At 65.1% G+C, this 25,909-nt stretch carries 24 protein-coding genes; 7 read left to right on the forward strand and 17 right to left on the reverse strand.

Annotated elements, in window-relative coordinates; translation table 11 throughout:
- The first annotated feature begins 181 nt into the window (after positions 1-181).
- Genes IVA96_RS17325 through IVA96_RS17350 form a run of 6 tightly spaced genes read left to right on the forward strand, consistent with a single transcriptional unit; the run spans position 182 to position 6,364 of the window.
- Positions 182-1,360: an ROK family transcriptional regulator gene (locus IVA96_RS17325; protein ID WP_247275950.1), complete on the forward strand. Its 1,179-nt coding sequence runs from the start codon at positions 182-184 to the stop codon at positions 1,358-1,360.
- 57 nt (positions 1,361-1,417) lie between these two features.
- Complete coding sequence (locus IVA96_RS17330) at positions 1,418-2,704, forward strand: ABC transporter substrate-binding protein (protein ID WP_247275949.1); 1,287 nt, start codon at positions 1,418-1,420, stop codon at positions 2,702-2,704.
- Positions 2,701-3,630: a sugar ABC transporter permease gene (locus IVA96_RS17335; RefSeq protein WP_247275948.1), complete on the forward strand. Its 930-nt coding sequence runs from the start codon at positions 2,701-2,703 to the stop codon at positions 3,628-3,630. The genes IVA96_RS17330 and IVA96_RS17335 overlap by 4 nt, the downstream gene beginning before the upstream one ends.
- Positions 3,623-4,480 (forward strand): carbohydrate ABC transporter permease, encoded by an 858-nt coding sequence (locus IVA96_RS17340; protein ID WP_247418396.1) that lies wholly within the window; start codon positions 3,623-3,625, stop codon positions 4,478-4,480. Before IVA96_RS17335 ends, IVA96_RS17340 begins: the two co-directional genes overlap by 8 nt.
- Before the next feature lie 10 nt (positions 4,481-4,490).
- Positions 4,491-5,600 carry a sn-glycerol-3-phosphate ABC transporter ATP-binding protein UgpC gene (gene ugpC / locus IVA96_RS17345; protein WP_247275946.1) on the forward strand — a complete coding sequence of 370 codons (1,110 nt, stop codon included), beginning with the start codon at positions 4,491-4,493 and terminating at the stop codon, positions 5,598-5,600.
- Positions 5,597-6,364 carry an SDR family oxidoreductase gene (locus IVA96_RS17350; RefSeq protein ID WP_247275945.1) on the forward strand — a complete coding sequence of 256 codons (768 nt, stop codon included), beginning with the start codon at positions 5,597-5,599 and terminating at the stop codon, positions 6,362-6,364. The genes ugpC and IVA96_RS17350 overlap by 4 nt, the downstream gene beginning before the upstream one ends.
- On the opposite strand, the gene lpxB is transcribed toward IVA96_RS17350, so the two are convergent.
- From lpxB to lpxA, 3 genes are read right to left on the reverse strand one after another with little or no spacing between them, the layout of a single operon-like run.
- Entirely contained in the window at positions 6,361-7,545 is a 1,185-nt protein-coding gene (gene lpxB / locus IVA96_RS17355; RefSeq protein WP_247275944.1) for a lipid-A-disaccharide synthase, read from the reverse strand. The genes IVA96_RS17350 and lpxB overlap by 4 nt on opposite strands.
- Entirely contained in the window at positions 7,542-8,399 is an 858-nt protein-coding gene (gene lpxI / locus IVA96_RS17360; protein WP_247418443.1) for a UDP-2,3-diacylglucosamine diphosphatase LpxI, read from the reverse strand. Before lpxI ends, lpxB begins: the two co-directional genes overlap by 4 nt.
- A 19-nt stretch (positions 8,400-8,418) precedes the next feature.
- Complete coding sequence (gene lpxA, locus IVA96_RS17365) at positions 8,419-9,210, reverse strand: acyl-ACP--UDP-N-acetylglucosamine O-acyltransferase (RefSeq protein WP_247418405.1); 792 nt, start codon at positions 9,208-9,210, stop codon at positions 8,419-8,421.
- Positions 9,211-9,386: 176 nt separating this feature from the next.
- Between lpxA and IVA96_RS17370 the strand changes: the two genes are divergently transcribed.
- Complete coding sequence (locus tag IVA96_RS17370; protein ID WP_247275941.1) at positions 9,387-9,710, forward strand: KTSC domain-containing protein; 324 nt, start codon at positions 9,387-9,389, stop codon at positions 9,708-9,710.
- Positions 9,711-9,719: 9 nt separating this feature from the next.
- Here the strand turns inward: IVA96_RS17370 and fabZ are convergent, their stop codons facing one another.
- The 14 genes from fabZ to IVA96_RS17440 all read right to left on the reverse strand — a co-directional run bounded on the left by fabZ (position 9,720) and on the right by IVA96_RS17440 (position 25,877).
- A complete protein-coding gene (gene fabZ / locus IVA96_RS17375; RefSeq protein WP_247275940.1) occupies positions 9,720-10,181 on the reverse strand; it encodes a 3-hydroxyacyl-ACP dehydratase FabZ in 462 nt (153 codons plus the stop codon).
- Positions 10,178-11,245 carry a UDP-3-O-(3-hydroxymyristoyl)glucosamine N-acyltransferase gene (gene lpxD / locus IVA96_RS17380; protein WP_247275939.1) on the reverse strand — a complete coding sequence of 356 codons (1,068 nt, stop codon included), beginning with the start codon at positions 11,243-11,245 and terminating at the stop codon, positions 10,178-10,180. The genes fabZ and lpxD overlap by 4 nt, the downstream gene beginning before the upstream one ends.
- Before the next feature lie 125 nt (positions 11,246-11,370).
- Positions 11,371-13,899, reverse strand: coding sequence for an outer membrane protein assembly factor BamA (bamA, locus tag IVA96_RS17385; RefSeq protein ID WP_247275938.1), 2,529 nt, complete (start codon positions 13,897-13,899; stop codon positions 11,371-11,373).
- Between the two features lie 175 nt (positions 13,900-14,074).
- Complete coding sequence (gene rseP, locus IVA96_RS17390) at positions 14,075-15,226, reverse strand: RIP metalloprotease RseP (protein WP_247275937.1); 1,152 nt, start codon at positions 15,224-15,226, stop codon at positions 14,075-14,077.
- 43 nt (positions 15,227-15,269) lie between these two features.
- Positions 15,270-16,493 carry a 1-deoxy-D-xylulose-5-phosphate reductoisomerase gene (gene dxr / locus IVA96_RS17395; RefSeq protein WP_247275936.1) on the reverse strand — a complete coding sequence of 408 codons (1,224 nt, stop codon included), beginning with the start codon at positions 16,491-16,493 and terminating at the stop codon, positions 15,270-15,272.
- A gap of 4 nt (positions 16,494-16,497) precedes the next feature.
- Positions 16,498-17,340 (reverse strand): phosphatidate cytidylyltransferase, encoded by an 843-nt coding sequence (locus IVA96_RS17400; protein ID WP_247275935.1) that lies wholly within the window; start codon positions 17,338-17,340, stop codon positions 16,498-16,500.
- Positions 17,337-18,095, reverse strand: coding sequence for an isoprenyl transferase (locus IVA96_RS17405; RefSeq protein WP_247275934.1), 759 nt, complete (start codon positions 18,093-18,095; stop codon positions 17,337-17,339). Before IVA96_RS17405 ends, IVA96_RS17400 begins: the two co-directional genes overlap by 4 nt.
- Before the next feature lie 12 nt (positions 18,096-18,107).
- Positions 18,108-18,671, reverse strand: coding sequence for a ribosome recycling factor (frr, locus tag IVA96_RS17410; RefSeq protein ID WP_247275933.1), 564 nt, complete (start codon positions 18,669-18,671; stop codon positions 18,108-18,110).
- 64 nt (positions 18,672-18,735) lie between these two features.
- Positions 18,736-19,452, reverse strand: a complete 717-nt coding sequence (gene pyrH, locus IVA96_RS17415; RefSeq protein WP_247275932.1) for a UMP kinase — start codon at positions 19,450-19,452, stop codon at positions 18,736-18,738.
- Positions 19,453-19,512: 60 nt separating this feature from the next.
- Complete coding sequence (tsf, locus tag IVA96_RS17420) at positions 19,513-20,436, reverse strand: translation elongation factor Ts (protein ID WP_247275931.1); 924 nt, start codon at positions 20,434-20,436, stop codon at positions 19,513-19,515.
- A 133-nt stretch (positions 20,437-20,569) separates the two neighbouring features.
- Positions 20,570-21,568, reverse strand: coding sequence for a 30S ribosomal protein S2 (locus IVA96_RS17425; protein ID WP_247275930.1), 999 nt, complete (start codon positions 21,566-21,568; stop codon positions 20,570-20,572).
- A gap of 209 nt (positions 21,569-21,777) precedes the next feature.
- Positions 21,778-24,297 carry a caspase domain-containing protein gene (locus tag IVA96_RS17430; protein ID WP_247275929.1) on the reverse strand — a complete coding sequence of 840 codons (2,520 nt, stop codon included), beginning with the start codon at positions 24,295-24,297 and terminating at the stop codon, positions 21,778-21,780.
- 146 nt (positions 24,298-24,443) lie between these two features.
- Positions 24,444-24,947: a DUF2846 domain-containing protein gene (locus IVA96_RS17435; RefSeq protein ID WP_247418410.1), complete on the reverse strand. Its 504-nt coding sequence runs from the start codon at positions 24,945-24,947 to the stop codon at positions 24,444-24,446.
- Positions 24,948-25,133: 186 nt separating this feature from the next.
- Positions 25,134-25,877, reverse strand: coding sequence for a carbonic anhydrase (locus IVA96_RS17440; protein WP_247276043.1), 744 nt, complete (start codon positions 25,875-25,877; stop codon positions 25,134-25,136).
- Positions 25,878-25,909: the final 32 nt, after the last annotated feature.

Raw genomic sequence — 25,909 nt, forward strand, 5'->3', positions numbered from 1 at the left:
TTTTGTTCGGCCATCCACGATGGCGCGCCCATCACTGAGCGCACCATCGGCAGCGAGGTTTCCCACCGGTACAAACTTGCTGCCTCGCACAACAACAAGTCGGCGCATCGGAGCGGTAATCGCTTGACAGCCGAAACGCTCCGCGCGCAAATTCTTACACTAAGTAAGAATGACGACTGGGATGGAAATGCCGGAGCAGCCGAGAAGTCGGCGGCAGACGCGCGCTGCCATTTTGACTCACTTGCTGCAGTCGGGCGGCTCGTTTCGGCCGCCGCTGGCGAAGGCGGTGCGCCTGTCCGAGGCGAGCCTGTCGCGCATCCTGCTCGACCTCAAGGCCGAACGCCTGATCGAGGAAGTGCGGCGCCCTGCCCCTTACGTCGGCGGCCCGACGGGCCTCGTGTCCCTCGACGGCTCGGTGGCGCTCGCAGCTGTTGAGCTGACCGCCCAATGGCTCAGCGTCGGCGTCGGCGGTCTCTCCGGCGAGCTGCATTACACCGAGCGCCTGCCGTTGCCGAAAGCGCCGACGGTCGAGACGGTCGGCCGCGTGTTCCGCGAAGCGATGACATTGCTGCGCGACTGGACGCGCCGCCGCCACATCACACTGTCACAGATCGGCGTCTCCATTCCGGGCCTTGGCCGCTTGACCATATCCGGCAATCCGATCATCCCCTGCGACGTCGGGCGCATCAGCGGCCTGATCGGCGAGATGTTTGCCGGCGTGCCGCTGGAATTCACCAATTCCGTGGTGGCGCACGCCACCTTTCACCGCTGCCGCACGCAGAACTATCCATTCAGCGGCACGCATCTGTTCGTCTTTGTCAGCCATGGCGTTGCCGGCGCGTGGATGGATGACCCGACTGAAGCCGATGCACTCCAGCCGGTCGAACTGGGCCACATGGTATTTGGACCGGACGGACCGCGCTGCCGCTGCGGCCATCTCGGCTGTGTCGAGGCCTATACTTCGCTCGCCGCCTTGGCCGAGCTCCTCGACATCTCCGATGCCGAATTGCTCCAGCCCGGCAGCCAATGGGTGCACACGATCCCGCGCTCGGGGCGGGTGCGCCAGGAGTTGCGGCGGCGGCTGTTCCGGCTTGGCCTTGCGATCGGCAACACGCTGAACGTGAAGCCATGCGATGGCGTCGCCATCAGCGGCTGGCCATCGCTTCTCTCCGACGACGATCGCAATGCCGTGGTCGAGGGGATCGACGCCTGCCTGCTGGGCGGCCGGACATTGGCGCAAGTGTCCATCGCTTTCGTGCCACCCTCGACCGGCAACGATCCGCAGGCTGCCCTCGCTTTCGCCGCCTTTTGCCTGGCCAGCCGCGGCGGCATGCCCGCCACATCGAGGGAGGCCGCCTGACATGCGCCAAGTCGTTCGGCCTCAACGCGCAAAGCACCTAAAACGGAGGAACTTGCCATGCCGATCACAACAACAAGGCGTCGTCTGCTCGCTGGATCTGCCGCCGCGCTCGCGCTGCCGGCCTTTGCCCGCGCGCAAGGCGCGGTCAAGCCGCGCCTGACCGCGATCTCGCAATGGTCCGCAGGCAGCGATGGGGCGGCTATCACCGCGCTCGGCAAGAAATTCGAGGAGAAAGGCGGGGTTTGGCAGCACTCGCCAGTCCCCGGGTTCACCACCGAGATGATGAACAAGCTACGCGCTCAGATCATGGCCGGCGATCCACCGGCCTGTTCGCAGCTCAAGGGCCCGGAGATTGCGGCCTGGTCGAAGATTGCTCCAACCGTCAATCTCGACGACCTTGTTGCGGCCGTCGGCTACGAAAAGGTTGTCGCTCCTGATCTTGCACGACTGCACAAGCCGGGCGGCAAATGGATTGCACTGCCGCTGCAGATCTACAGCACCAACATGCTGTTTCTCTCCAAGCGCGCGATGGACAAGGCCAAGGCCGGCAAGATCCCCGTCACATGGACCGACTTCAACGACCTTGCCGAAAAAATGAAAGCGGGCGGCGTCACTTATCCCATCGCTAACGGTGGTACCCGCCCCGACGATGGCCAGAAATTCGAGGCCGCTCTCGCCGGCATCAGTCCCGCCTCCTACCGCGCAGCCATCATGAATCTTGACGAGAAGGCATTGAAGGGGCCCGAGGTAGGCGCTGCCTTCGCACAGGTGCGCAAGATCGCCGACTGGATGGATCCCAACGTCGGTGCTCAACACTTTTCGACCAACCTGAAGCGCTTCGTCGACGGCGACATGGGCATGATGATCATGGGCGGGTGGGCACAGGGCGTGTTGCGCAACGCCGGTTTCAAGTTCGACGACTTCATCATCGCCCCTGGCCCGAGCGACAATACCAAGCCGGTCTTTCTGTTGAATGCCGATGCGTTCATATTCTGGCAGCGCAAGGAGCCCGACCTCCAAGCCGGCCAGACGCTGATGGCCCAGCTCGTCATGGATCCAGCGATCCAGACGATGTATTCGCAGATTACGGGATCGATACCCGTGCGCACCGATGTCGATCTTTCCGGTGAAGGCTGGTCGGATGGTCAACGGCGGACCGCAGCAGCTCTGAAAGACGCTATCGCCAGCAATCAGGCGGTCCTGAGCCTCGCGCACAATATGGCGCAGGAGAACGGTATGACCGCTGCGATGATCGACGTGATCACCGAATATGTGAAGAACAAGACGATCAAGCCGGAGCAGGCGGTCACCCGCCTCGCCGAGGCCGTCGAGGGCGCGCGTTGATCGATACCGTCTCCATAGCAACGCGGCCCGTCCGGCCGGCGATTGCGGGCGCGCTGCGCCGGCTGCCTGAATATCTGATGATCTGGGTGCCGCTGCTGCTGTCCGCTCTGCACCTCGTGTCGTTCTCGCTGTGGACGATCTGGATTTCTTTCACGCCATCCACTCTGGTCCCGGTCTCGGGCTGGGTGGGTTTGCGCAACTACACGGCGGTCGCGGCATCGCGGAATTGGCAGATCGCCTTCGATAATCTCCTACTGTTCGGCAGCGCTTTCGTGCTGCTGAGCGTGGTGACCGGGCTTGTCCTTGCGATCCTGCTCGACCAGCGCATTCGCGGCGAGAACCTGCTGAGATCCATCTTCCTCTACCCCCTTGCGGTGTCGTTCGTGGTGACGGGCACGGTCTGGAGCTGGTTGCTCAGTCCTGGCATCGGGATCCAGAAACTGGTGCACGATCTCGGCTGGACCTCCTTCAAGTTCGATTGGCTGATTGACCGCGACATGGCCATCTGGACCATTGTCATCGCCGCGATCTGGCAATCCTCCGGCTTTGCCATGGCGCTCTTTCTTGCCGGCCTCAGATCTGTCGACGCCGACATCATCAAGGCCGCGCAGATCGACGGTGCCGGTCCGATCCGAATCTACCGGCGCGTCATTTTGCCGACGCTGTGGCCGATCACCATCACCGTGATCGTGGTGCAGCTGCAGTTTGCGATTTCGGCCTTCGACCTCGTCCGCGCGCTCACCAACGGCGGACCGGGAATCGCGACCCAGCTGCCGGCCCTTGTCGTCTACGACCTGATGTTCCAGCGCAGCCTGCTCGGCCGGGGGGCGGCGGCGGCGGTGCTGATGTTGCTCATTCTTCTCGCGGTCCTGCTGCCCTATGCAGCGTGGCGTTATGTCCAGCGGCGGCGTGCTATTCATGCGTGACAGAACCTTCGCACCAAGTCGGATATCGATCTATCTCATCGTATTGCTGATCGCGGCGGCATGGCTCACGCCGTTGGTCGTTGTCGTGCTGAACTCGCTCCGCACCAATGAGGAAATCGCGCAGGCCTCGATGATCGGCTGGCCGAAACACTGGGCTTGGAGCAATTACGCCACTGCCTGGAGCGGATTCTGCGTGGCCGAGACCTGCGCCGGCATCAGACCGTACATGCTGAACTCGGCATTCATCACGATTCCCGCGACGATTTTCTCGACCATGCTCGGTGCGATCGCCGGCTACGCCGTGTCGCTCTGGCGTTTTCGCGGAGATACCTGGATCTACGGCATCGTGACCCTCGGCCTCTTCCTTCCCCAGCAGATGCGATTGCTGCCCTGGACAATCGTGCTGCGGGACATCGGTCTCATCAACACGCTGACGGGCCTCGTGCTGATTCACACGATCCAGGGGCTGTCCTTCACCACGTTGTTCTGCCGAAACTACTATGCCGCCGTGCCCCATGAATTGATCAGGGCCGCGCGCATCGACGGGGCCGGGTTCTTTCGCATTTTCTGGCGCATCATTCTGCCGCTCTCGGCTCCCATCCTGATCGTCACCGTGATCTGGCAGTTCACGCACATCTGGAACGAGTTTCTCTATGGCGTGACGTTCACAAGCGGCCAACAGCAGCCGGTCACGGCCGCTCTCATCGCGCTGTCTGCTGCAGTCGCAGATATCCCGCAGCACGGCGTGCAGAGCGCGGCGGTGATCATCGCAGCCCTGCCCACTTTGTTGATCTATCTCCTCGGCGGCAGGTACTTCGTGCGCGGCCTTACCGCCGGCGCAGCGAAATGATGGATTTGTCATGGCAGCACTGAGCATTCGCGCCCTGTCCAAGCGGTACGCCAACCTCGAGGTACTGAAGGGCGTCGATCTCGACATCGAGAGCGGCGAGTTCACGGTCCTCGTCGGGCCATCCGGCTGCGGCAAGTCCACGCTGCTCAACATCGTCGCCGGGCTCGACCGACCGAGCGCGGGGACGATCGAGATTGGCGGGCGCATCGTCAACGACATCCCGCCCAAGGACCGCGACATCGCCATGGTGTTCCAGTCCTACGCGCTCTATCCGTCGATGACCGTGCGCCAGAACATCACCTTCGGCATGGAATGCCGCCATGTGCCGAAGACCGAGCAGGAGAAGGCGGTCGCGAACGTGGCGAAGCTGCTCCAGATCGAGCCGCTGCTCGGCCGCAAGCCGTCGCAATTGTCCGGCGGCCAGCGCCAGCGTGTGGCGATGGGGCGGGCGCTGGTGCGCAATCCCCTGCTCTTCCTGTTCGACGAGCCGCTGTCCAATCTCGACGCCAAGCTGCGCGTCGAAATGCGGATGGAGATCAAGCGGCTGCACCAGCGGATCGGCGCCACCATCGTCTATGTCACCCACGACCAGATCGAAGCGATGACCATGGCGACGCGGATCGCCGTGATGCATCAGGGTAGCGTGCAGCAATTCGCCGACCCCGATACCGTGTACCGCTACCCGGCCAATCTGTTCGTCGCGCGTTTCATGGGTTCGCCGCCAATGAATACCATGCCGGCACGGCTCGAGAACGGGAATGACGGGCCGGTGGTCGTGATCGGCGCCGGGCGGCCGGAGGAGGTTCGTCTTCGCCTTCGAGGATATGACGCCGCGGCATCCTTCGTCGGTCGCGAGGTGGTGTTTGGCATCAGGCCGGAATGCATTGCCGAAGGCAGCCGCGCATTTTCCGGCGACGCGCCTGTCCTCGTCGACGCGCCGGTAGAGATGGTCGAGCCGACTGGAGCCGAGACCATGGTGTTGCTGCGGCTCGGGGGCGAGCCCGCGATGGCGCGCGTCTCGCCCGATATCCGCCCCGCGCCCGGCGCGTCCGCCTCCTTTGCGCTCGACACGCGCCGTATTTGCCTTTTCGACCCCGAAACGGAGCGACTGATCGCATGACGAAGACCACCTATTCCGGCCTGGCGGGCCGCGTGGTGTTGATTACCGGCGGCGCCAGCGGCATCGGCGCCGCCTTCGTACGGGCTTTCGCGGCCCAGGGGGCCCACGTCGCCTTCCTTGACATCGATACGAATGCCGGTGAAACGCTGGTGCGGGAAGTGGCGGCAGCGCGCGGGACCACGCCGCTGTTCGTGCCCTGCGATCTCCTGCACATCGACGCCTTGCGCACCGCGATGGCAGAGGTCCACCGTTCGCTCGGCGACGCCGCCGTTCTCGTCAACAACGCCGCCAACGATCAACGCCAGGTTCTCTCCGAGGTAACGCCGGCCGAGTTCGACTGGATGATCGGTGTCAACCTCAAGCACGTCTTCTTCGCAGCACAGGCGGTGGTGCCGCAGATGCAGGCGCGCGGCGGCGGCTCGATCATCAACATGTCGTCCATCGCCTGGATGCGTGGCGCACCGGCGCTGCCGGCCTATGCCGCGGCGAAAGCAGCGATCGTCGGCTTCACCAACTCGCTGGCCCGGCTGGTCGGGCCCGACCGCATTCGCGTCAACGCGATCGCGCCGGGCATGGTGATCACCGAGCGCCAGCGCCGGCTGTGGTATCCGGACGAGCAGGCCATCGCCGAGGTGCGCGCGCGTCAGGCGGTTCCCGATGCGGTGACACCCGACGACATCGCCAACATGGCGCTGTTCCTCGCCTCGGACGAAAGCCAGCGTATCACGCGTCAATGTTTCCAGGTCGACGGCGGCCTCGGCTAGCTCGCCCGAGTGCCTTTGCGCATCGTCGCGAGCACGATGTCGGCGGCGAGCACGCTCGGCGACTTGTTGCCGGTCGACATGACCTGATCGAGCCGGGCGAACGCTTCGACCTGCTCCCGTCGCAGCGGCGAATCCGTCAGCAGGGTAGCGAGGGCCGTTGCCAGCTTCTCCGGCGTGCAGTCCTCTTGCAGGAACTCGCGGATCACATCCTTGCCGATCACCAGATTGGCGAGGATCACCGAGGAGACCCGGATCGCGCGGCGCAGGATGAAGGCCTCGATCGCGCCGACGCGATAGGCCGTCACCATCGGAATGCCCGACAGCGCGAGCTCGAGCGTCACCGTGCCGGACTTCGCCAGCGCCGCGTGGGCAATGCGGAAAGCGGCGCGCTTGTCGTTCTCGCCGATCACGATTTGCGGCTTGACCGGCCAATTCGCGATGCCCTCGCGGATGGTGGCTTCGAGGTGCGGCATGGTCGGCAGCATCAGCTCGAACGCGCGCCCGTCCGCCTGCAAGCGGCCGAGTGCTGCACCGAACACGTCGAGGTGATGCCGGATCTCGCTGCGGCGGCTGCCGGGCAGCACCAGGAGCACCGGCGGCTCGCCGTCGCGGCGCGCCTGCTCCTCCGCGTTCGGCCGCAGCGACGCCAATTGCTCGACCAGGGGATGGCCGACATAGCTGCATGGCGGCCCGCCGAGCTTGCGGTATTCCTCCGGCTCGAACGGCAAAAGACCGAGCACATGGTCGACATAGCCGAGCATGGTCCGCGCCCGTCCCGGCCGCCACGCCCAGAGCTGCGGCGAGACGTAATCGACGACCGGGATCGCGTGATTGCGGGCACGCACGCGGCGGGCGACGCGATGGGTGAAATCGGGGCTGTCGATGATGACGAGCGCGTCGGGCGCGGCCTCTAGCACGGCGTCCGCCGTCTTGCGGATCAGCCGCAGGATTTTCGGCAATTGCTGAACGACGGCGGCAAAGCCGACGATCGACAGCTCTTCGATCGGAAACAGCGTCTCGAGCCCCTCGCGCGCCATGGTGCGGCCGCCGACGCCGACGAACTCAACGCCGTCGCCGAGCCGCTGGCGCAGCACCTTCATCAAGGCGCTGCCAAGCCGGTCGCCGGATTCCTCCGTGGCGATCAGGAAGATCTTGCGCTTGCGATCGCGGCCCTGCATCACGCCGGCAGGCCGATGACAAAGAGGTATTTTGCGTCGGCGAGCGCAATCATCGCCTGCGGCTCGGCGGCGATGGTGTTGCCTGCGACGACAGCGATGCCGGCAAGGCCGGCCTTGGCAACACCCTCGATGGTGCGCGGGCCGATCGTCGGCAGGTCGAAGCGCAGGTCCTGGCCGCTCTTCGGCGCCTTCACCAGCACGCCGCGGCCCCTGGCCGCGCGGATGCGACCCTCCTCACGCAGCCGCGCGACACGCGCGAGCAGCGCGTCAGTGCCCTCGATGTCCTCGATCGCCACGACATGACCGTCGATCACCACCGCGGCCTGCCCGATGTCGAACGGACCGAGCGCGCTCAGCACCGCCCGCCCGCGCTCGATGTCGGTCTTGCTGGTGTCACTCGGCCAAGCGCGGCTGATGCAGCCCTCGGGCATCAGGAGATCGGGCGCGACGTCCTTGATGCCGACCATGCGAAAGCCGTCCTGCTCGAGCATGCGGCCGACGCCGGACAGCAGATGATCGTCGCCGCCGCGGAAGGCGCGAATGACGTTGCCGAGCAGGCGCAGCGTCTTGACGTCGAACCGGATCTCGGACAGCGAAGGGCGGACCAATGTGCCGATGAAGATCAGGTCGCTGCAGCCTTCTTCGCGAAACAGCCGCATCGCGCGGCCGAGCTGGCCGACCGAGATCCAGCGGTGGCGGAATTTCTCGACCCGCGCCGGATCGCAGGCCCCGCGCAGCGGAAACAGCACCGGCGTGATGCCGCGCGCCGCAAGCGATTCGGCGACCGCGAACGGCATGGCGCCGCCGCCGGCGACGATGCCGACCGGCGAGGAAACCTCCGCAGCCGCCGATGTCATGCCCGCGGCCATCCCAGGATCACTTCGCGATGGCGGGAAGACAGAGCGGGCGCTTGCCCTTGCCGATGAAGTCGAGGATCTCGGCGATCGCAGGGTCTTCGCCCGCGAGCGGCCGCGCCGCCTCCAGCCGCTCGGCGAACGTGCCGGGACCATGGAAGAGTTTTTGGTAGAACCCACGCACGGTTGCAAGCCGCTGCCTGGTGAACTTGCGCCGCTTCATGCCGATCAGATTGAGGCTCTCCAGGACCGCATATTGGCCGTTGACCAGCCCGTATGGGATGACGTCGTCGCGGACACCGCACACGCCGCCGACCATGACATAGGGGCCGACGCGCGTGAACTGGTGCACCGCCGACAGGCCGCCGATATAGACGGCGTCGCCAATCTCGCAATGACCGCCGAGTGTCGCTGACGTCGCGAAGATCACGTTGTCGCCGACCACGCAATCATGGCCGACATGGCTGTTGTTCATGAAATAGCCGCCGTTGCCGACTCGCGTCAGCCCTCCACCCTTGATCGTGCCGACATTCATCGTCGCGCCTTCCCGGATGGTGCAGCCGGAACCGATCTCGAGTTTCGTCGGCTCGCCCTTGTAGCTGAGATCCTGCGGGGCGCCGCCCAGCACTGCAAAGGGCGAGATCACGCAGCCATCGCCGAGCGAGGTGTGGCCGATGACGGTGACGTGTCCGATCAGCTTGCAGTTCGCGCCGATGACGACGTTCGGGCCGATGATGCAATAGGGTCCGATCTCGCTGCCATCGCCAATCACCGCGCCGTCCGCGATCCGTGCGGTGGGATCAATCTTGCTCATCAAGCCAATCTTACTCGTCAAGAAGGTCAGGTTATGTATTGAAGTCGCTCGGTTTTCGGGTGGTTAGCGCGACTATGCCCGATCTGTCCAGTGACGTATCATCTCGCCGTGTTTCATGTGCTGGATGAGGCGGCCTACCCGGCTCGTCAGCAAGTTCATGCGGAGATTCAGCGATCGTGGTCAGAGCCCTTGCATTGTTGCTCGCACAGCTCGTGGCCACACCGGTCGTCTCCGAGACGATCGAGACCGACCAACGCGGCCCCGTGGATCTGGCGACATTCGAATGCCGCGACATCAACCGCAGCACGATGCTTCAGCGCGTCTGCTACGACCGGGCGCGGCAGGACCTCGTCGTCGCCATCAACGGCAGGTACGATCGTTATTGCGGCGTGGCGGCGGAGACGGTCGAGGGCCTTCTGGGCGCACCGTCCATGGGCCAGTTCTTCAACCGCAATATCAGCCGCGAGGTGGCCGGCAGCCGCTACGACTGCCGGGCATGACGAGAGCGCTCAGTCCGTCAGCATGGCGCCGACATCGGCTTCCGCAACCACCTGCCCGTTGACCTTGGCGTCCCCGTGAAACCACCACATGGCTTTGCGGCGGCCGAGCGAGCGCATGTGATATTCGATGGTATCGCCGGGCAGCACGGGCTTGCGGAACTTGCACTTGTCGATGGTGAGGAAGTAGACCGCCCGCGGCTTCTCGGTACCCTCGACCGACTTGATGCCGATCACGCCAGCGGTCTGCGCCATCGCCTCGATCATCATGACGCCCGGATAGACCGGGCGCTCGGGGAAGTGCCCCTGGAAGGCCGGCTCGTTGAACGTGACGTTCTTGATGCCGATGCCGCTGTAATCGGCGCGGATGTTGATCACGCGGTCGATCAAGAGCATCGGAAAGCGGTGCGGCAGGGTCTGCAGGATTGCATTGATATCTACCAGCTCGAACTTAACAGGCGATTCCTGCGTCATTCCCGTCCCTCGTCCTTCGGATCGACCTTGCTGTCGCGCACCAGACGCTCCACCGCGATGATCTCCTTGAACCATTGCTTGGTCGGTTTGGCAAAAAAACCACCCCAGCGTCCGCCCGGCGGGATGTCGTCCTTGACGCCGCTCATCGCGGTGACCTGGGCTCCATCGCCGATCTTGAGGTGGTTGTTGATGCCAACCTTTGCTCCGAGCGCCACGTTGTCGCCGATGGTCAGGCTACCCGCCAGCCCGATTTGAGCCGCCAGCAGGCAATTCCGGCCGATGGTCACATTGTGGCCGATCTGGACCTGATTGTCGATTTTGGTGCCCTCCCCGATCACGGTGTCGCGCAAGGAGCCGCGATCGATGGTGGTGCCGGCGCCGACCTCCACATTGTTCTGGATCAGCACGCGGCCGGTCTGCGGCACCTTCAGGTGGCCTTCGGGACCGAAGAAGATGAAGCCGTAGCCGTCCTGGCCGATGGAGCAGCCCGCGTGGATCAGCACGTCATTGCCGATCAGGGCGCACTGGATGGCGGTACGGGCGCCGACATTGCAGTCCCGGCCGATCTTGACGCCGGGGCCGATCACCGCTCCGACGCCGACCACGGTGCCGCTGCCGATCTCGACGTCCGGGCCGATCACGGCGAGGGGATCGATGATCACGCCGTCTTCGAGCCGGGCCGTGGGATCGATGATGGCGGACGGCGCGATGCCGTCATTGCCGATCCAGGATTGCGGCCTGAGCGCATCGCCATGCCATTCCCGGGCGAGCCTGACGAAGGCGCGGAAAGGCTGCGCCACCCGCAGCACGGCCACATGCGCGGGGACCTGGGCTTCAAATCGGGGACTCACCAGGCACGCCCCGGCCTTGGTCGCCTTCAACTCATCGGCGTATTTCAGGTTGTCGAAGAACGCCAGATGCATCGGTCCGGCTTCGTCGAGCGACGCCAGGCCCGTGATGGTGTCGTTACCTCTCGCGGGGTCGACCAGCTGCGCCTTGGCCAGCGCAGCAATGTCGGCCAGCGCTGAGGCAGGCGGTTTTGTGAAGAAGGTCGGCTGCGCCATTCCACCCCGTCGCGGTCCGGCTTCGGCATGAAGCGGCCAAGCCGCATCATGCCTCATCTCCAGGATTGGCACGATCCCTTTCGGAAACCGGCTCCAGTAATCCGGATCGTGCCGTGCTGATCGAATTAGAACGTGGTGCCGCCGCCGAACCGGAACTCCTGCGTGCGGTCGTACTTGCCCTTGCTGAGCGGCACGGCGTAGTCGAAGCGCAGCGGACCGAACGGCGACTGCCAGATCAGGCCGACACCGACCGACGAACGGATCACCTTGCTGTCGTCATACACGAGCCCGGTGCAGGTTCCGGTGCTCGACGGATTGACCGTCGACGGGATACAGCCCGGCACATTGACCTCGTTGGTAGCGGTCCAACTCGTCGGTCCCTTATAATCGTAGAGACCGCCGGCGTCGGCATAGACCGCGCCCTTCAGACCCACTTCCTTGGGCAGGAACCAGAACGGCATCTGCAATTCGAGCGAAGCGCCCCAATATTTGGTGCCGCCGAGCGCGTCCTGCGTACCGAAAGGATTCAGATCGCGCGGGCCGATGCCGTTCGGGGCAAAGCCGCGGACGAGGTTCGGGCCCATTTGGAAGTGGTCGAGCATCCGCAGATCATCGTTGATCTTGGTCAGAATACCGCCCTGGAGACGGACGATTCCGACGATATCGGACACGAGCGGGGCGTAGTACTTTCCGTCCGCCACGGTCTTCAGATAGCTGACGTCGCCGCCGACGCCGGCGAAATCCTGCCGGAAGTCGATGAGCAGACCGTCGGTCGGGTTCTTGTTGTTGTCCAGCGTGTTGTAAGTGAGCGTGTAGCCGAGCGCCGAGGTCAAGGTCTTGCCGTTGGCAAGCTCCTTGCGCACCGGGAGCGAGGCTTCACCGTCACTGTAGCAGCCGAGGCCGTTGGTCGAGCTCAGGTCGAGCGGCGGGATCTGCGACGCGGCGAAGGCCGGGCTCGGGTTGAACGCCGAGGTGCCCAGATTGTTGTTACAGTTCGCCAGGTAGCTCGGCAGCGTGATTTCCTGCTGGTAGATCGAGTAGCGCAGCTGGAGCGACAGATCTTCACGCAAGGAGAAGCCGAGGCGCGGCGAGAAGCCGAGCGTCTTCGTGCCGTAGGAGATGTAGCTGTTTGAAAGCTGCTGGCGCTGATAGAGGTCGAGGCCGAGCGCGACGCGGTAGTCGAGCAGATACGGCTCGACGAACGACAGCGAGTAGCCGCGCGCATACTGGCCATAGGTCACCGCGGCCTTGGCGAACAGGCCGCGCCCGAGCAGATTGCGCTCGGAGACCGAGACCTCGGCCAGCGCGCCGTCGGTCGTGGAGTAGCCGCCCGAGATCGAGAAGTCGCCGGTCGATTTCTCTTCCATGTCGACGACCAGGATCACGCGGTCGCTCGACGAGCCGGGCTCCGTCGCGATCTTCACGCTCTTGAAGTAGTCGAGGTTCTTCAGCCGCCGCTCGGCGCGGTCGACCAGCGCGCGGTTATAGGCATCTCCTTCCGAGATGTCGAACTCGCGGCGGATCACGTAGTCGCGCGTGCGGGTGTTGCCGCGCAGGTTGATGCGCTCGATATAGGTGCGCGGGCCCTCGTCGATGTTGAAAACGACGGAGACGGTGTGCGCCTCGAAATTGCGGTCGCCGCCGGGACGAACGACTGCGAAGGCGAAACCGCGGCGCGAAGCCTCGATCTGCATCTCCTCGACCGACTTCTCGACCGATTCGACGTTGTAGAGCGAGCCGACATTGACACGCGAATAGCCCCGCATCGACGAAGGATCGAAGTTCGGAATGCTGGAGCGGAAGTCGACCGCGCCGACGCGGTATTGCGCGCCTTCCTCGATCTTGAAGGTGACGTTGAAGCCCTTCTTCTCCGGATCGTATTCGGTGAGCGCGGCCACGACCTGGACGTCGGCAAAGCCATGCTTGAGATAGAAGCGGCGGATCAGGTCGCGGTCGGCCTCGACGCGATCGGGATCGTAGATGTCCCCGCTGGCGAGGAAGCTCAGCAGGTTCGATTCGCGCGTCTTGATGACGTCGCGCAGCCGATAGGACGAGAACGCATTGTTGCCGACGAACTCGATCGACTTGACGCCGGTCTTGGCGCCCTCCTCGATCGTGAAGATCAGGTCGACGCGATTGTTCGGCTGCTCGATGATCTCGGGCGTGACGCGCACGTCATAACGGCCGGACCGCCGATAGATTTCGGCGATTCGCAGCGTGTCGGACTGCACCATGGCGCGGGAGAAGGTGCCGCGCGCCTTGGACTGGACTTCAGTGGTGAGCTGCTCGTCCTTGATCTTCTTGTTGCCCTCGAAGGCGACGCGCCCGATCACCGGGTTTTCCACCACGGAGACGATGATCTGGCCGCCGGGGCCGCGATTGATCCTGACGTCCTGGAACAGGCCGGTTTCGATCAACGCCTTGAGGCCGTCGTCGATGGCGCCTTGATCCAGGTGGCCGCCCGGACCCGGCTTGAAATAGGAGCGGATTGTCTCCACCTCGACACGGCGATTCCCCTGGACGGAAATCGACTGCACGGTCTGCGCGAGCGCAGACGAAGACACGAAAACAGCCCCAACCGGGGCAATCACCGGCGCGCCGAACATGATCAGGGTTGCGAGCAAGCCCCCCCGGAGTCGCAGTCCAAACTTCATCGCGCAACGCGCCCTTATCATTCCATACCAGACCCACCCAACACCGGTCTGGAAGATTCCCCAAGTTCAGGCCGCTTGTAGCCAATTTCCCGGACGCCGCAAACGGCCGAAAGCGCCGTGATTTCAATTTCATTGCAAGACGTTGCTCAACAGCAACGCCACAAAAAAGCCCGTATCAGGACGCCGCCATCCGAAGGATGTCGTTGTAGGTCGCAAACACCATCAGCATCAGCACCAAACCGAGCCCGATTCGGAACCCCATTTCCTGGGTCTGTTCGGACAGAGGCCGGCCGCGGACCACTTCTGCCGCGTAGAACATCAGATGGCCGCCATCGAGAAGCGGAATCGGGAACAGGTTCAGCAGACCGATCGACACGGACAGCACCGCACACAGATTGATCACGAACTGGAACCCGGCGCTGGCCGCCTGCCCCGACATCTTTGCGATTCCCAGCACGCCGCTGACCTCGTTGGGATTGCCGTTTCCGACGAACAACGAGCCCAGGAACTTGAAGGTGCTGGTGATGATGAACCAGACCTGCTCGACGCCGATCTTGAGCGCTTCGCCGACGCCCACGGGGGCGGTCGAAGCCTCACCGGCCTGCGACTTGTGCTCGACACCGAGCACACCGACGCGGTGGCGGTTGCCGAACGGATCTTTGCGCTCGAGCAGCGCCGGGGTCGCGGTCAGCGATACGATGGCGCCGTCGCGCTTGACCTGGAACGCAAGCGTTGAACCCGCACTCATCGCAACGATCCGCTGCATGTCGGCAAAGCTCTCGATCGGCTTGCCGTCGATCTGGACGACGACGTCACCAACCTTGAAGCCGGCGGCAGCCGCAGCGCCGTCGGCGACGACGCCGTCGACGCGCGCAATCGTGCTCGGCTTGCCGTAGTACAGCGCCATGCCGGCGAAGATCAGAGCGCCCAGGATGAAATTGGCGATGGGTCCGGCCGCGACGATGGCGGCGCGCGGGCCGACCTTCTTGTGATGGAAGCTGCCGGCGCGTTCCTCGGCCGTCATGGCCGCGAGCGTTTCGGCCGAGGGGGTCGAGGCCTCGCTCTCGTCACCGAAGAACTTGACGTAGCCGCCAAGCGGAATCGCGGAGATCTTCCAGCGGGTGCCGCGACGGTCGTTGAAACCGACCAGCTCGGGTCCGAAGCCGAGTGAAAAGGTTAAAACGCGAACGCCCGCCCAGCGCGCGACCAGGAAATGGCCGAGCTCGTGGAAGAACACGACGATGGTCAGGACGAACAGGAAGGGTACCGCGTAGCCGAGGAGCCCATGGCTCAACGTATTGAAACTATGGACGAAAAAGTCGATCATCGATTCCCCTCATCCAGCGCCGCAAGGCCCTGGCCCGAACTATCTAGGATGCCTTTAAGGCAATTTGAGGCAATAGGGCGGCAGCTCTATTTCGCGCAACATGGTCAACGGATATTGCGTCGTCAGCCGAGGTCATCGGCGCCTGATTCCCGCTGCGGATCCAGTCGTCCAGCGTCGCCTCGACCAGGCGCGCGATCGCACCAAACCGGATCTTGCCGGCAATGAAGGCGGCGACCGCGACCTCGTTGGCGGCGTTGTAGACGGTGGTCGCCCCCTTCCCGGTCCGGAGCGAATCGTAGGCTAGGCGGAGGCCCGGGAACCGCTCGAAATCCGGCGCCTCGAAGGTCAGCTCGCCGATCTTGGCCAAGTCGAGCTTGGCCGCCGGACCCTTGATGCGGTCGGGCCAGCCCAAGCAATGCGCGATCGGCGTCCTCATGTCGGGCGCACCGAGCTGCGCCACGACGGAGCAATCGGAAAACTCGACCATGCCGTGGATGATCGACTGCGGATGAACGAGCACGTCGATCTCGTCGGGCGCGAGCGCAAACAGATAGGACGCCTCGATCACTTCGAGCCCCTTGTTCATCATCGAGGCGGAATCGATCGTGATCTTCTGGCCCATGCTCCAATTTGGATGCTTCAGGGCCTGCTCGAGCGTGGCCTGCTCGATGTCGACAGGCTTCCAGGTCCGGAACGGGCCGCCCGAGGCGGTGATGATGACGCGCACGAGCTCGTCGCGATTGCCTGAGCTCAACGCCTGGAATAGCGCATTGTGTTCGGAATCGGCCGGCAGGATGCAGGCGCCGGCTTTTGCCGCGCGCTGCATGAAGAAATCGCCGGCGCAGACCAGACATTCCTTGTTGGCGAGCGCAACATGCGCACCGCGATCAACCGCGGCCAGCGCCGGCTTCAGCCCGGCGGCGCCGCTCACGGCCGCCATCACCCAGTCGGCCGGACGCGCACCGGCCTCGATCACCGCGCTTTCGCCGGCGCCGCATTCGGTGCTGGTGCCCGCCAGCGCAGCCTTGAGCTCGCCGAGCTTGGAGGTATCGGCGATCGCGACGTAGCGCGCGGAAAATTCCTTCGCGAGTTTGGCCAGCGCTGCGACATTGCCGTTCGCCGTCAGCGCCTCGACACGGTAGCGCTCGGGCGAGGCGCGAAGCAAATCCATCGTGCTGTCGCCGATCGAGCCGGTGGCGCCGAGAACCGTGATGCTGCGAACGTCGGACGCAGCAAGCCTGTTGTTTCGCAATGGGACTGCGCTCATATCCTCACCAAACCATAAGACCGCTTCCGGCGCTATGCACACCGTGGCGGAGAAAGCCGATAATCCATGCCGCCAAGATGGCGGCGACAAAGCCGTCCAGGCGATCCATAAGTCCGCCATGGCCGGGAATTAAGTGACTGGAATCCTTAACACCGAAGCGCCGCTTCACCGCGGATTCGAACAGATCGCCCAGAGCCGACACCACCGACAGGACAGCGCTGACGAGCAGCAATGGGGCCAGCTTTCCAAGCCCGCAGGCCGCGAAGCCTGCCGCAACCAAGAGGCTTGCGACAAAGCCGCCGAGAGCGCCCGCCCAGGTCTTCTTCGGACTGACGCGCGGCCATAGCTTCGGTCCCCCAATGCTGCGGCCGGCGAAATAGCCGCCGATGTCTGTCGCCCACACCACGAGCAGCACGAATATCAGGGCGGCGAAGCCGTTGACGAGATCCTGCCGCACTAGGATCGAGGCCAGCAGCGCCGCCGATGCATAGGCAAATCCGGTAGCCGCCCAGACGAACTTGCCCCGCGCGATCAGCATCACGATCACGCCGCCTATGAAGCCGGCGATGACAGCGGTCCTGAGCGCGCCGAAGGCAACGCAGAATCCCATGATGGCGATGGCGATGGTCCCCGTCCCCGTCAGCGCGACCGAACCCGCGCCCACCACCATCAGCCATTCAGCGAACAGCCCGATCGATACCAGGGTAACGAGAAGTGCCCACAGCCAGCCGCCGACGTAGGCGAGCGCAATGGCGAGCGGCGCCAGCACGAGCGCGGCGAGGACCCGCAGCACGAGATTGCTCGTGGCAGGCGCGGAGCCCGCCGGTGCGGCGTCGGGTTCGCTCACGAGGCGGTTTTCGCGACCAGGCCGCCGAAACGGCGCTCGCGCCTGGCAAATTCGGCGATCGCGCCTTCCAGCGCCGCCTTGTCGAAATCGGGCCAATGGATCGGCACGAAGACGAGCTCGCTATAGGCGGCCTGCCACATCAGGAAGTTGGACAGGCGCTGCTCGCCGCTGGTGCGGATGATGAGATCGGGATCGGGAATGTCGGGCGCGTCGAGATTCGCGCCAAGCGTCTCGGCGTCGATCGTATCTGGATTCCGCCTGCCCTCTCCGACCTCGCGCGCGAGCTTCTGCGCGGCCTTCGCGATCTCCTGCCGCGAGCCGTAGTTGAAGGCGACGACGAGCGTGAGGCGCGTGTTGTCGCGCGTCAGCTCCTCCGCCTCGTTGAGGAGCGCACAGATGTCGCTCTCGAGCCCTTCGCGCTCGCCGATGATGCGGACCTTGACGCCGTCGCGATGCAGGCTCGCCAGATCGTTGCGGATGAAGCGCCGCAGCAGGCCAAAGAGATCGCCGATTTCGCTCGCCGGGCGCGACCAGTTCTCCGAAGAGAACGAGAAGATGGTGAGATAGCGAATGCCGAGCTCGTGCGAGGCGCGTACCACGCGGCGCAGCGCGTCCACGCCGCGGCGATGCCCTTCCGCACGCGGCAAGCCGCGCGCGGCCGCCCAACGCCCGTTGCCATCCATGATGATGGCGACATGCGCGGGCGCGTCGGACCGGTCAGATCCTTCCGTTGCGGGCGCGGCGGCGTTGGACATGAAGGCGATGCCTTAAACGGTGAGGATTTCTTTTTCCTTGGCGGCCAGCAGCTGGTCGATCTCGGCAATCGTGCCGTCGGTCGCCTTCTGCACCTCGTCGGCGTGACGCTTCTGATCGTCTTCGGACATCTCGTGATTCTTTTCGAGCTTCTTGAGCACGTCGAGACCGTCGCGACGGACATGCCGCGCGGCGACCTTGGCGGCCTCCGCGTATTTGTGCGCGACCTTCACCAGCTCCTTGCGCCGCTCCTCATTGAGCTCGGGAATGCGCAGGCGCAGCACCTGGCCCTCGGTCGCGGGCGACAGGCCGAGATTGGAATCGACGATCGCCTTCTCCACGGCCTTGACCATCGACTTGTCCCAGACCTGCACCGAGATCAGGCGCGGCTCCGGCACGCTGACGGTGGCGAGCTGGTTCAGCGGCATGTGGGTGCCATAGGCATCGACCTGCACCGGATCGAGCATCGAGGCCGAGGCGCGCCCCGTCCGCAGGCCGCCAAGCTCGTGCTTGAGAGACTGCACAGCGCCCTGCATGCGGCGCTTCACTTCGTTGAGGTCGAAACTACCCGTGGCCATCACGTTTCTCCTTCAAATCCCGGCGACCGGTCCGCGCCCTTCTCTCGGGCGCGACGACGAGCGGTCAGCCGGCGACAATGGTTCCGTGGCCGGTGCCACGCAGAATCGCACCGATGGAGCCCGGCTCCGCGATCGAGAATACGATGATAGGCAGCGACGTCTCGCGGGCAAGCGCGAAGGCGGTCGCATCCATCACCTTGTAGCCACCCTCGATGGCCTGGGAGTGCGTCAGACGGTCGAACCGCGTGGCGGTCGGATCCTTCTTCGGATCGGCTGAGTAGACGCCATCGACATTGGTCGCCTTCAGCACTGCCTGGGCGCCGATCTCGGCGGCGCGCAGCACCGCGGTCGTGTCGGTGGTGAAGAACGGATTGCCGGTTCCGCCGCCAAGCAGCACGATCCGGCCCTCGGCGAGGTATTTGTGCGCCGCGGTGCGGGTGAACAGCTCGGAAATCTCTGGCATGACGAAGGCCGACAGCGTGCGCGCCGGCGTGCCCTTGCGCTCGATCGCCGCTTCCAGCGCGAGGCAGTTCATCATGGTCGCAAGCATGCCCATGGTGTCGCCGGTCGGGCGCGACACGCCGCGGGACGACACCTCGACCCCACGCACGATGTTGCCACCACCGATCACGACCGCCACTTCGGCGCCAAGCTTGCGGGCGGCGATCAGATCGTCCGCGACCCGGTCGACGGTCACCTGGTCGATACCAAAACCCTGCTGTCCCGCGAGATATTCGCCGGACAGCTTGATCACGACGCGACGATAGACCGGATCAGTCATGAGCACTTTCCTCGTCCGGGCGCCGCTTCCGGCGGCACGCCGGAAGGAACGTTCCGGCGCTTACTTCTTGCCGCTGGCCGCCGCGACCTCGGCTGCGAAGTCGCTTTCCTGCTTCTCGATTCCCTCACCGAGAGCATAGCGCATAAAGCCCGCGATCTTCACAGGCCCGCCGACCTTGCCTTCGGCCTCCTTCACTGCCTGCGCCACCGACTTGCCGGTATCGTGGATGAAGGCCTGCTCGAGCAGGCAGACTTCCTTGTAGTAGGTCTTGAGGCCGGACTCGACGATCTTCTCGATCACGTTCTCGGGCTTGCCCTGCTGGCGGTATTTGTCGGCGAGCACGTCCTTTTCGCGCTTGACGACCGCCGGATCGAGGCCGGTGGGATCGAGCGCAAGCGGGTTGGCGGCGGCGACATGCATCGCGATCTGGCGGCCGAGGGCGGCGAGCTCGTCGGCCTTGCCAGGCGATTCCAGCGCCACGATCACCCCCATCTTGCCGGCGCCATCGACGACGGCCCCATGGACGTAGCTCGACACCACGCCCTGGCTGACTTCGAGCTGGGCGGCGCGGCGCAGCGTCATGTTCTCGCCGATGGTGGCGATCGCGTCATTGATCGCGGTCTCAATCGTGACGTCGCCGACCTTGGCGGCCTTGATCTTCTCGACATCAGCACCGACGTCGAACGCGACCTGGGCGATCATCTTGACCAGACCCTGGAACTGGCCGTTGCGTGCCACGAAATCGGTCTCGGAGTTGACCTCGACCACGACGCCCTTAGTGCCCTTGGTGAGCGCGCCGATCAGCCCCTCGGCCGCGACGCGGCCCGACTTCTTGGCGGCCTTCGACAGGCCCTTCTTGCGCAACCAGTCCTGCGCCGCTTCCATATTGCCGTCGTTTTCGGTCAGCGCGGCCTTGCAGTCCATCATGCCCGCGCCGGTCGACTCGCGCAGGTCCTTGACCATCGCAGCTGTGATCGTTGCCATCGTTGAAAATCCTTTGTGCCTGCCGGTTCGCCGCGGCGCGGCATCGAGGCGCCCCGCCGCGGTCCATCTCAGGAATTCGCGTCAACTGAAATGGTGGCCGGACCCTATCCGGCCAACCCGTCGCTCTGTTTGACTATTCCGCTTCCGCGGTCAGCGCCTTGGCCTTGGCCACCCAGGCATCCGCGCGGCTCGGCAGACCGACTTCTTCACCGATCCTGTGCGCGGTGTCGTGGTCGAGCTCGGCGAGCTGCCAATAGTGGAAGATGCCGAGATCGTTGAACTTCTTCTCGATCGCACCCGACACGCCCGGGAGTTTCTTGAGGTCGTCGGCGGTGCCGCGGGGCCCCGCAAGGCCCTGGAAGCCGCTGGGGGAAGCGGCCGGCAGTTCTTCGGCGACGACCGGCTGGGCCGAGGCGCCGATATCGATGCCGGAATCGCCCTGAGCGCGCGAGATGCCGTCGATCGCCGCACGCGCAATCAGGTCGCAATAGAGCGAGATCGCGCGGCCGGCGTCGTCATTGCCCGGCACCACATAGGTGATGCCCTTGGGATCCGAATTGGTGTCGACGATCGCCGCAACCGGGATGTTGAGCCGCTGCGCTTCCTGGATCGCGATGTCTTCCTTGTTGGTGTCGATCACGAAGATCAGGTCGGGCAGGCCGCCCATGTCCTTGATGCCGCCGAGCGAGCGGTCGAGCTTGTCGCGCTCGCGCTGCAGCGTCAGGCGCTCCTTCTTCGTGTAGGAATTGGCTTCGCCGCCCGACAGCACGTCGTCGAGGTGACGCAGGCGCTTGATCGAGGCCGAGATCGTCTTCCAGTTGGTCAGCGTGCCGCCGAGCCAGCGCGAATTGACGAAATATTGCGCGCAGCGCTTGGCCGCGTCCGCAACGCCGTCCTGCGCCTGGCGCTTGGTGCCGACGAACAGGATGCGGCCGCCCTTGGCAACCGTGTCGCTGACGGCCTGGAGAGCCTGATGCAGCATCGGCACGGTCTGGGCGAGGTCGACGATGTGGATGTTGTTGCGGGTGCCGAAAATGAACGGAGCCATTTTCGGGTTCCAGCGGTGAGACTGGTGACCAAAGTGCACGCCAGCTTCGAGCAGCTGACGCATGGTGAAATCGGGTAGCGCCATCGTTCTAATTCTCCGGTTGGTTCCTCCGGAAACGTGTGAGCAAAACGGAGCGTTCTCGCCCCGGTTGCCACCGGACGGCCTTGTGAGCCATGTTTCCGTGTGAGATGGCGCGCTATATAGCGCCATTTCGGCCAGAAGCAAGGAAATAAGGCGGCTCCTCCAGGGCGCCCGAAAGCTTCAGTCGCTTCCTGGCGCCCCTTTTCGGATCCCTAGCACTTCGGCTGGCCGGGCGGGCAGGTCTTCGGTGGCGGGCCGGCCGGCCGCGGTGGAGGCGCCGGGCGCGGCGGCGCGGCGGCCATCGGAGGTGGCGCCGGCCGTGCGACTGGGGGTGGCGGCGGCGCAGGCCGTGCGATCGGAGGAGGTGGCGCCGGTCGCGCCATCGCAGGCGGGGGCGGCGCGGGCCGGGCCACGGGCGGCGATGGCGCCGGTCGAGCCACGGCCACCGGCGGAGGCGCGGCCCGCGGCGGCGGAGGTGGCGCGACACGGGGCGGCGGCGGTGGCGTCGGTCTCGCCGCAGCTTGGGGGTGCGGCGGCGCAACGGGCTTGGCCGCCTGCGGCGGCGGCGCCGGTCGATGATCCTGAACCCTGGATGGCTCTCGCGCCGCCACTGGCGCCGCCGGCTTGGCCGTGCTCGGGACCGCCGGCTTACCACCGGCGGCTGCACCGGGCGGCGGCACTGCGCCGGGCTGCGGTCCGGCTGGCCTGCCGCGCACCTCGGCTCCAGGCGGCGTCGTTGCCCCTGGCCTAGACAACCGCGCTGACGGGGTCATCGGACCCGCGGGAGCCGTCGGGTTTGCCGGCGCCGTCGCCGCGTGCGGCGGCGTAGGCGGAGCGTTGCCGACAGGCGCCGTCGCGGTCGAAGCGGGTTTGCCATGGGGCGTGGCAGCGCCAGGCGCCCCTCCTACCCCGGCCGGGGGTGGCGGTCCGCCAGGGGTGCCGGGCGCAGGCAGCGTATTGGCCTGCGGTAGCCTGGCCGGAGCCGGCGCTTGCGGCGTGGCAGCAGGAGCACCTCCGGCGGGGGCTGTCGCGGTCGGACTGGGTGCACCCGGTCTCGCACCAGGAGTGAGATTGGCGGGAGCAGGAGCCGGTGCAGAGATACCCGGTCGCGCGGTCGGCTGGATGGTCGCACTCGGCGGCATCGGCGCCTTGCCCTGCTGGATCAGGGCGGCGCGCTGGATGACGGCCTGCGGCACCGCCGGACCTGCCGGGTTGGCGCGTCCGGCGACGGCTGGTGCCAGATTGCCCAGCGCGGGCGCTGCCCCGGTCGGCGGCGCCGGCGGCCGGTTGATCACGGTGTTGATGACCGTCGTATTATGAATGTTCGCATAGATGATGTTGTTCGGCGGCGGCGCGACATAGGCCGGCGGCCGGACGAACACCGGGATCGGGACGAACACCGGCTGCGGCAGCACGAACAGGCCGACCACGGGCAGCGGCGGCGGCAGCACGACGAAATCGGGCGGCGGCGGCGGCAAATAGTAGACCGGCGGCGGTGGTGGCGGCGCGAAGCCGAAATCGGGGTCGCTGAAATACAGCACGGGGCGGTCGACATAGACCACCTCCTCCGGCGGCGGTGGCGGCACGTCGTAGTCGATCATCGCAAAGCTCGGCGGCGGCTCGGGCGGTGCGGTGAGGATCGCAAGGCGGCGGCGCGCATCGGCCGCATGCGGCCCGCGCGGATAACGGCGCAGATAAGACCAATAGGCCTCCGGCGTGTCGGTCCGATAGGTCCGCCGCCAGGTGATCGCCTCGCGACGCGCCGCGACGATCGCCATGACCCGCTTGGAGAGCGGATCATTCGGAAAGGCGGCGAGGAATTCCTCATAGGCCGCCAGCGTGTCGCGCTCGAGCGCGGCGGCGTAGGCATCCTGCACGCCGAGATCGCGGATCGGCTTGCTCCGGATCGCGGCGACTTGGTCGGGCGCGGCCTCCGGCGGCGGCGCGTCGGGCGCCCGCTCGAAGAAGGAAAACTGGGTGGTGATCTTCTGCTCGTTCCAGGGCACCTGCGCACCCTTGGAGGCCTCGTTGACGCGCAGGCGGACGCGGTCGAATACCTCGGGCAGCGGCAGGCCGCCGGTGCGGATCATTTCGGCTAGCGACTGCGCATAGATGCCGTAGGGCCCCGCCTCCTCCGGCGCTACCGTGCCGGGCGCCGCATTGAAGGCAATCAGCATGTTCGCCTCGGGCTCGACCAGCGCAAGGCCGCTCGCGATCGGCTGGCCGCCCTCGATGAAGGGCTGCGCGCGGGCCGCATCGAGCACGACGATGCTCGCCTTGAGCGGAATGGCGGCGAGCTGGCGGATATAGTCGCTGACGCGCAGGGCCTCGGTCGGAATATCCGTGTCGCGGGTGACGTTGGAATCGACCGGCATGAAATAGTTCTCGCCGGCAAGCTGTACCCCATAGCCTGCGAAATAGATCATCGCGACGGTGCCGGGGCCTGAGGCCTGCGCCTTCTGAATGAAGTCGCGAAGGCTCTTGCGCAACGTGTCGCCGTCGAGATCGCGCGCGCCGACGACGTCGAAGCCCGCGGCCTGCAGCGTCTGCGCGATCAGGCCGGCATCGTTCGCAGTCGTGGCCAGCGGCGACTTGGCATAAGCGCCATTGCCGACCACGAGCGCGATGCGCTTCTCCGGCTGCTGCGCGTTTGCGGGGCCCGCGATGTTAGCGGCCGCAAGCAACAGCATTGGCAGCAAGGCGAAGATAAGAACCCGGTTTGTCCCACGCATGGCTTGTCCGCCGCTGTTGTTGTTGAAGTCCCTACCGTACACTAGGCCCGTGGCAGCCTGAACGGAATTTGAACGGATTGCGGCAGCCGATGGCCCTAGCCAACGTCTGTTCGGCAAGCCACCTCACTCGAAAATATGAAAGCGCACTACTCCGCCAGCCGGAGCTCCGCGACGGTCGTCCTCGCAGCCGCCTCATCAACCGGCGAGAAATCCACCGGGCCCGGATTCTTGTAGGCCGAAGTCATGGCCAGGGTGAGGCCATATCCCAGCAATCCGGTGCTGGCATTCGCGATCACGGCGTTCTTGCGGTCGCTGTTTCGGGCCAGATAGAAATACGTTCGGCCGGATTGGACCGAGATGTCCTGACGCGTCTTCCCAGGAAAACCGGGCTCTGCCGCGAAAAACTGATGCTCGCCGGCCGGCCGATCGGTGTAGAGGTAGGTGCCGGTCTTCAGTCCCTTGAGCACCGCGCCATCCAACGCAAACTCCCAGCCCGCGTCGGCTACGCCACCGAAACCCTTCTCGCGGAACACCACGATGCGCGCCTGCCCCGCTTTCGGCGGTCCAATCTTCTGCATCGCGGTCGCGTAATCCAGCCCGCTCCGCTCTGTTTGGCAGCCACATAGCATAGCCGCCGCAATGAGCAGCAAAACCCCACGCAAAACCATCGAAGCCCCCGCCTACCCAGGCGTGAGGCTAGCGCAAAACAGCTTTTGATTGCAACACAGTCAGCATGGTTGTCCTGTGCCGCTCCACTGCAATTGCTACGGGTCGACCTTGCGGCCGGCCTCTGCCGGAAAGAGGCGCGACCGCCCCCGATGCTTCGCGAGGTGGATTCAGCCCTGGGCAATCAACTCGACGGTCCCCGTATTGAGCCGATAGATGCCGCCGACCACCTTGAGCTTGCCCTGCTCGACCGCTGCGTTGAGAATTGGGGCGGCCGATTTCAGCTTGGCGACGTTGTCGATGACATTCTGACGAATGGCGTTGTCGAGCGCATTCCCACTTTGCTGGGCAACCGCCTTCACCGCCGGCGCGATCGCGGACACGAGCGAGGGGATGTGCCCCGGCAGCGGCTTGTCGTCCTTCAGCGACTTGATCGTCGCGTCGACCGCGCCGCAGCTGTCGTGGCCGAGCACCAGGATCAAGGGCGTGCCGAGCACCGCGACCGCGTACTCCAGGCTGGCAACGGTTTCATCGCCCGCGAAATTTCCGGCGACGCGGCACACGAAGAGGTCTCCGCGTCCGCTGTCGAAGGCATATTCGGGTGCGATGCGCGAATCGGCGCAACTCAGAACGGCCGCATACGGATTTTGACCGCCGACCAATGCCTCGCGCTCATGCGTGAAGTCGTGGCGACGGGAAACGCCCGATACATAGCGCGCATTGCCCTCCATCAACCGCTTGAGTGCGGCATCGGGCGACAGCACGTTCTGCGGCTTGGGCGGCGCCTTTGCCTCCTTGGCCACCGCCGTCCCGCCAAACGCCGCCATCCCGAGCGCCGAGGCGGCAAAAAGCACCATCGAGCGCCGGGAGGGAGCAACCGTTTGATGCAGATTTTCAGAGCATTTTTCGCACATGGCTGTTGTCCTCCCTGAAGACCCGCCGAACA

Source organism: Bradyrhizobium sp. 159 (assembly GCF_023073795.1).
Taxonomy (GTDB): Bacteria; Pseudomonadota; Alphaproteobacteria; order Rhizobiales; family Xanthobacteraceae; genus Bradyrhizobium.

Excerpts from the sequence above, each read along its gene's own strand:
- rseP (WP_247275937.1), bottom strand. The coding sequence starts at position 15,226 with ATGATCGACTTTTTCGTCCATAGTTTCAATACGTTGAGCCATGGGCTC.
- dxr (WP_247275936.1), bottom strand. The coding sequence starts at position 16,493 with ATGAGCGCAGTCCCATTGCGAAACAACAGGCTTGCTGCGTCCGACGTT.
- IVA96_RS17325 (WP_247275950.1), top strand. The coding sequence starts at position 182 with ATGGAAATGCCGGAGCAGCCGAGAAGTCGGCGGCAGACGCGCGCTGCC.
- IVA96_RS17330 (WP_247275949.1), top strand. The coding sequence starts at position 1,418 with ATGCCGATCACAACAACAAGGCGTCGTCTGCTCGCTGGATCTGCCGCC.
- ugpC (WP_247275946.1), top strand. The coding sequence starts at position 4,491 with ATGGCAGCACTGAGCATTCGCGCCCTGTCCAAGCGGTACGCCAACCTC.
- frr (WP_247275933.1), bottom strand. The coding sequence starts at position 18,671 with ATGGCCACGGGTAGTTTCGACCTCAACGAAGTGAAGCGCCGCATGCAG.
- lpxI (WP_247418443.1), bottom strand. The coding sequence starts at position 8,399 with ATGACATCGGCGGCTGCGGAGGTTTCCTCGCCGGTCGGCATCGTCGCC.
- fabZ (WP_247275940.1), bottom strand. The coding sequence starts at position 10,181 with ATGACGCAGGAATCGCCTGTTAAGTTCGAGCTGGTAGATATCAATGCA.
- pyrH (WP_247275932.1), bottom strand. The coding sequence starts at position 19,452 with ATGACTGATCCGGTCTATCGTCGCGTCGTGATCAAGCTGTCCGGCGAA.
- IVA96_RS17350 (WP_247275945.1), top strand. The coding sequence starts at position 5,597 with ATGACGAAGACCACCTATTCCGGCCTGGCGGGCCGCGTGGTGTTGATT.
- IVA96_RS17440 (WP_247276043.1), bottom strand. The coding sequence starts at position 25,877 with ATGTGCGAAAAATGCTCTGAAAATCTGCATCAAACGGTTGCTCCCTCC.
- lpxD (WP_247275939.1), bottom strand. The coding sequence starts at position 11,245 with ATGGCGCAGCCGACCTTCTTCACAAAACCGCCTGCCTCAGCGCTGGCC.
- IVA96_RS17405 (WP_247275934.1), bottom strand. The coding sequence starts at position 18,095 with ATGTCCAACGCCGCCGCGCCCGCAACGGAAGGATCTGACCGGTCCGAC.
- lpxA (WP_247418405.1), bottom strand. The coding sequence starts at position 9,210 with ATGAGCAAGATTGATCCCACCGCACGGATCGCGGACGGCGCGGTGATT.
- IVA96_RS17430 (WP_247275929.1), bottom strand. The coding sequence starts at position 24,297 with ATGCGTGGGACAAACCGGGTTCTTATCTTCGCCTTGCTGCCAATGCTG.
- tsf (WP_247275931.1), bottom strand. The coding sequence starts at position 20,436 with ATGGCAACGATCACAGCTGCGATGGTCAAGGACCTGCGCGAGTCGACC.
- bamA (WP_247275938.1), bottom strand. The coding sequence starts at position 13,899 with ATGAAGTTTGGACTGCGACTCCGGGGGGGCTTGCTCGCAACCCTGATC.
- IVA96_RS17425 (WP_247275930.1), bottom strand. The coding sequence starts at position 21,568 with ATGGCGCTACCCGATTTCACCATGCGTCAGCTGCTCGAAGCTGGCGTG.
- IVA96_RS17340 (WP_247418396.1), top strand. The coding sequence starts at position 3,623 with ATGCGTGACAGAACCTTCGCACCAAGTCGGATATCGATCTATCTCATC.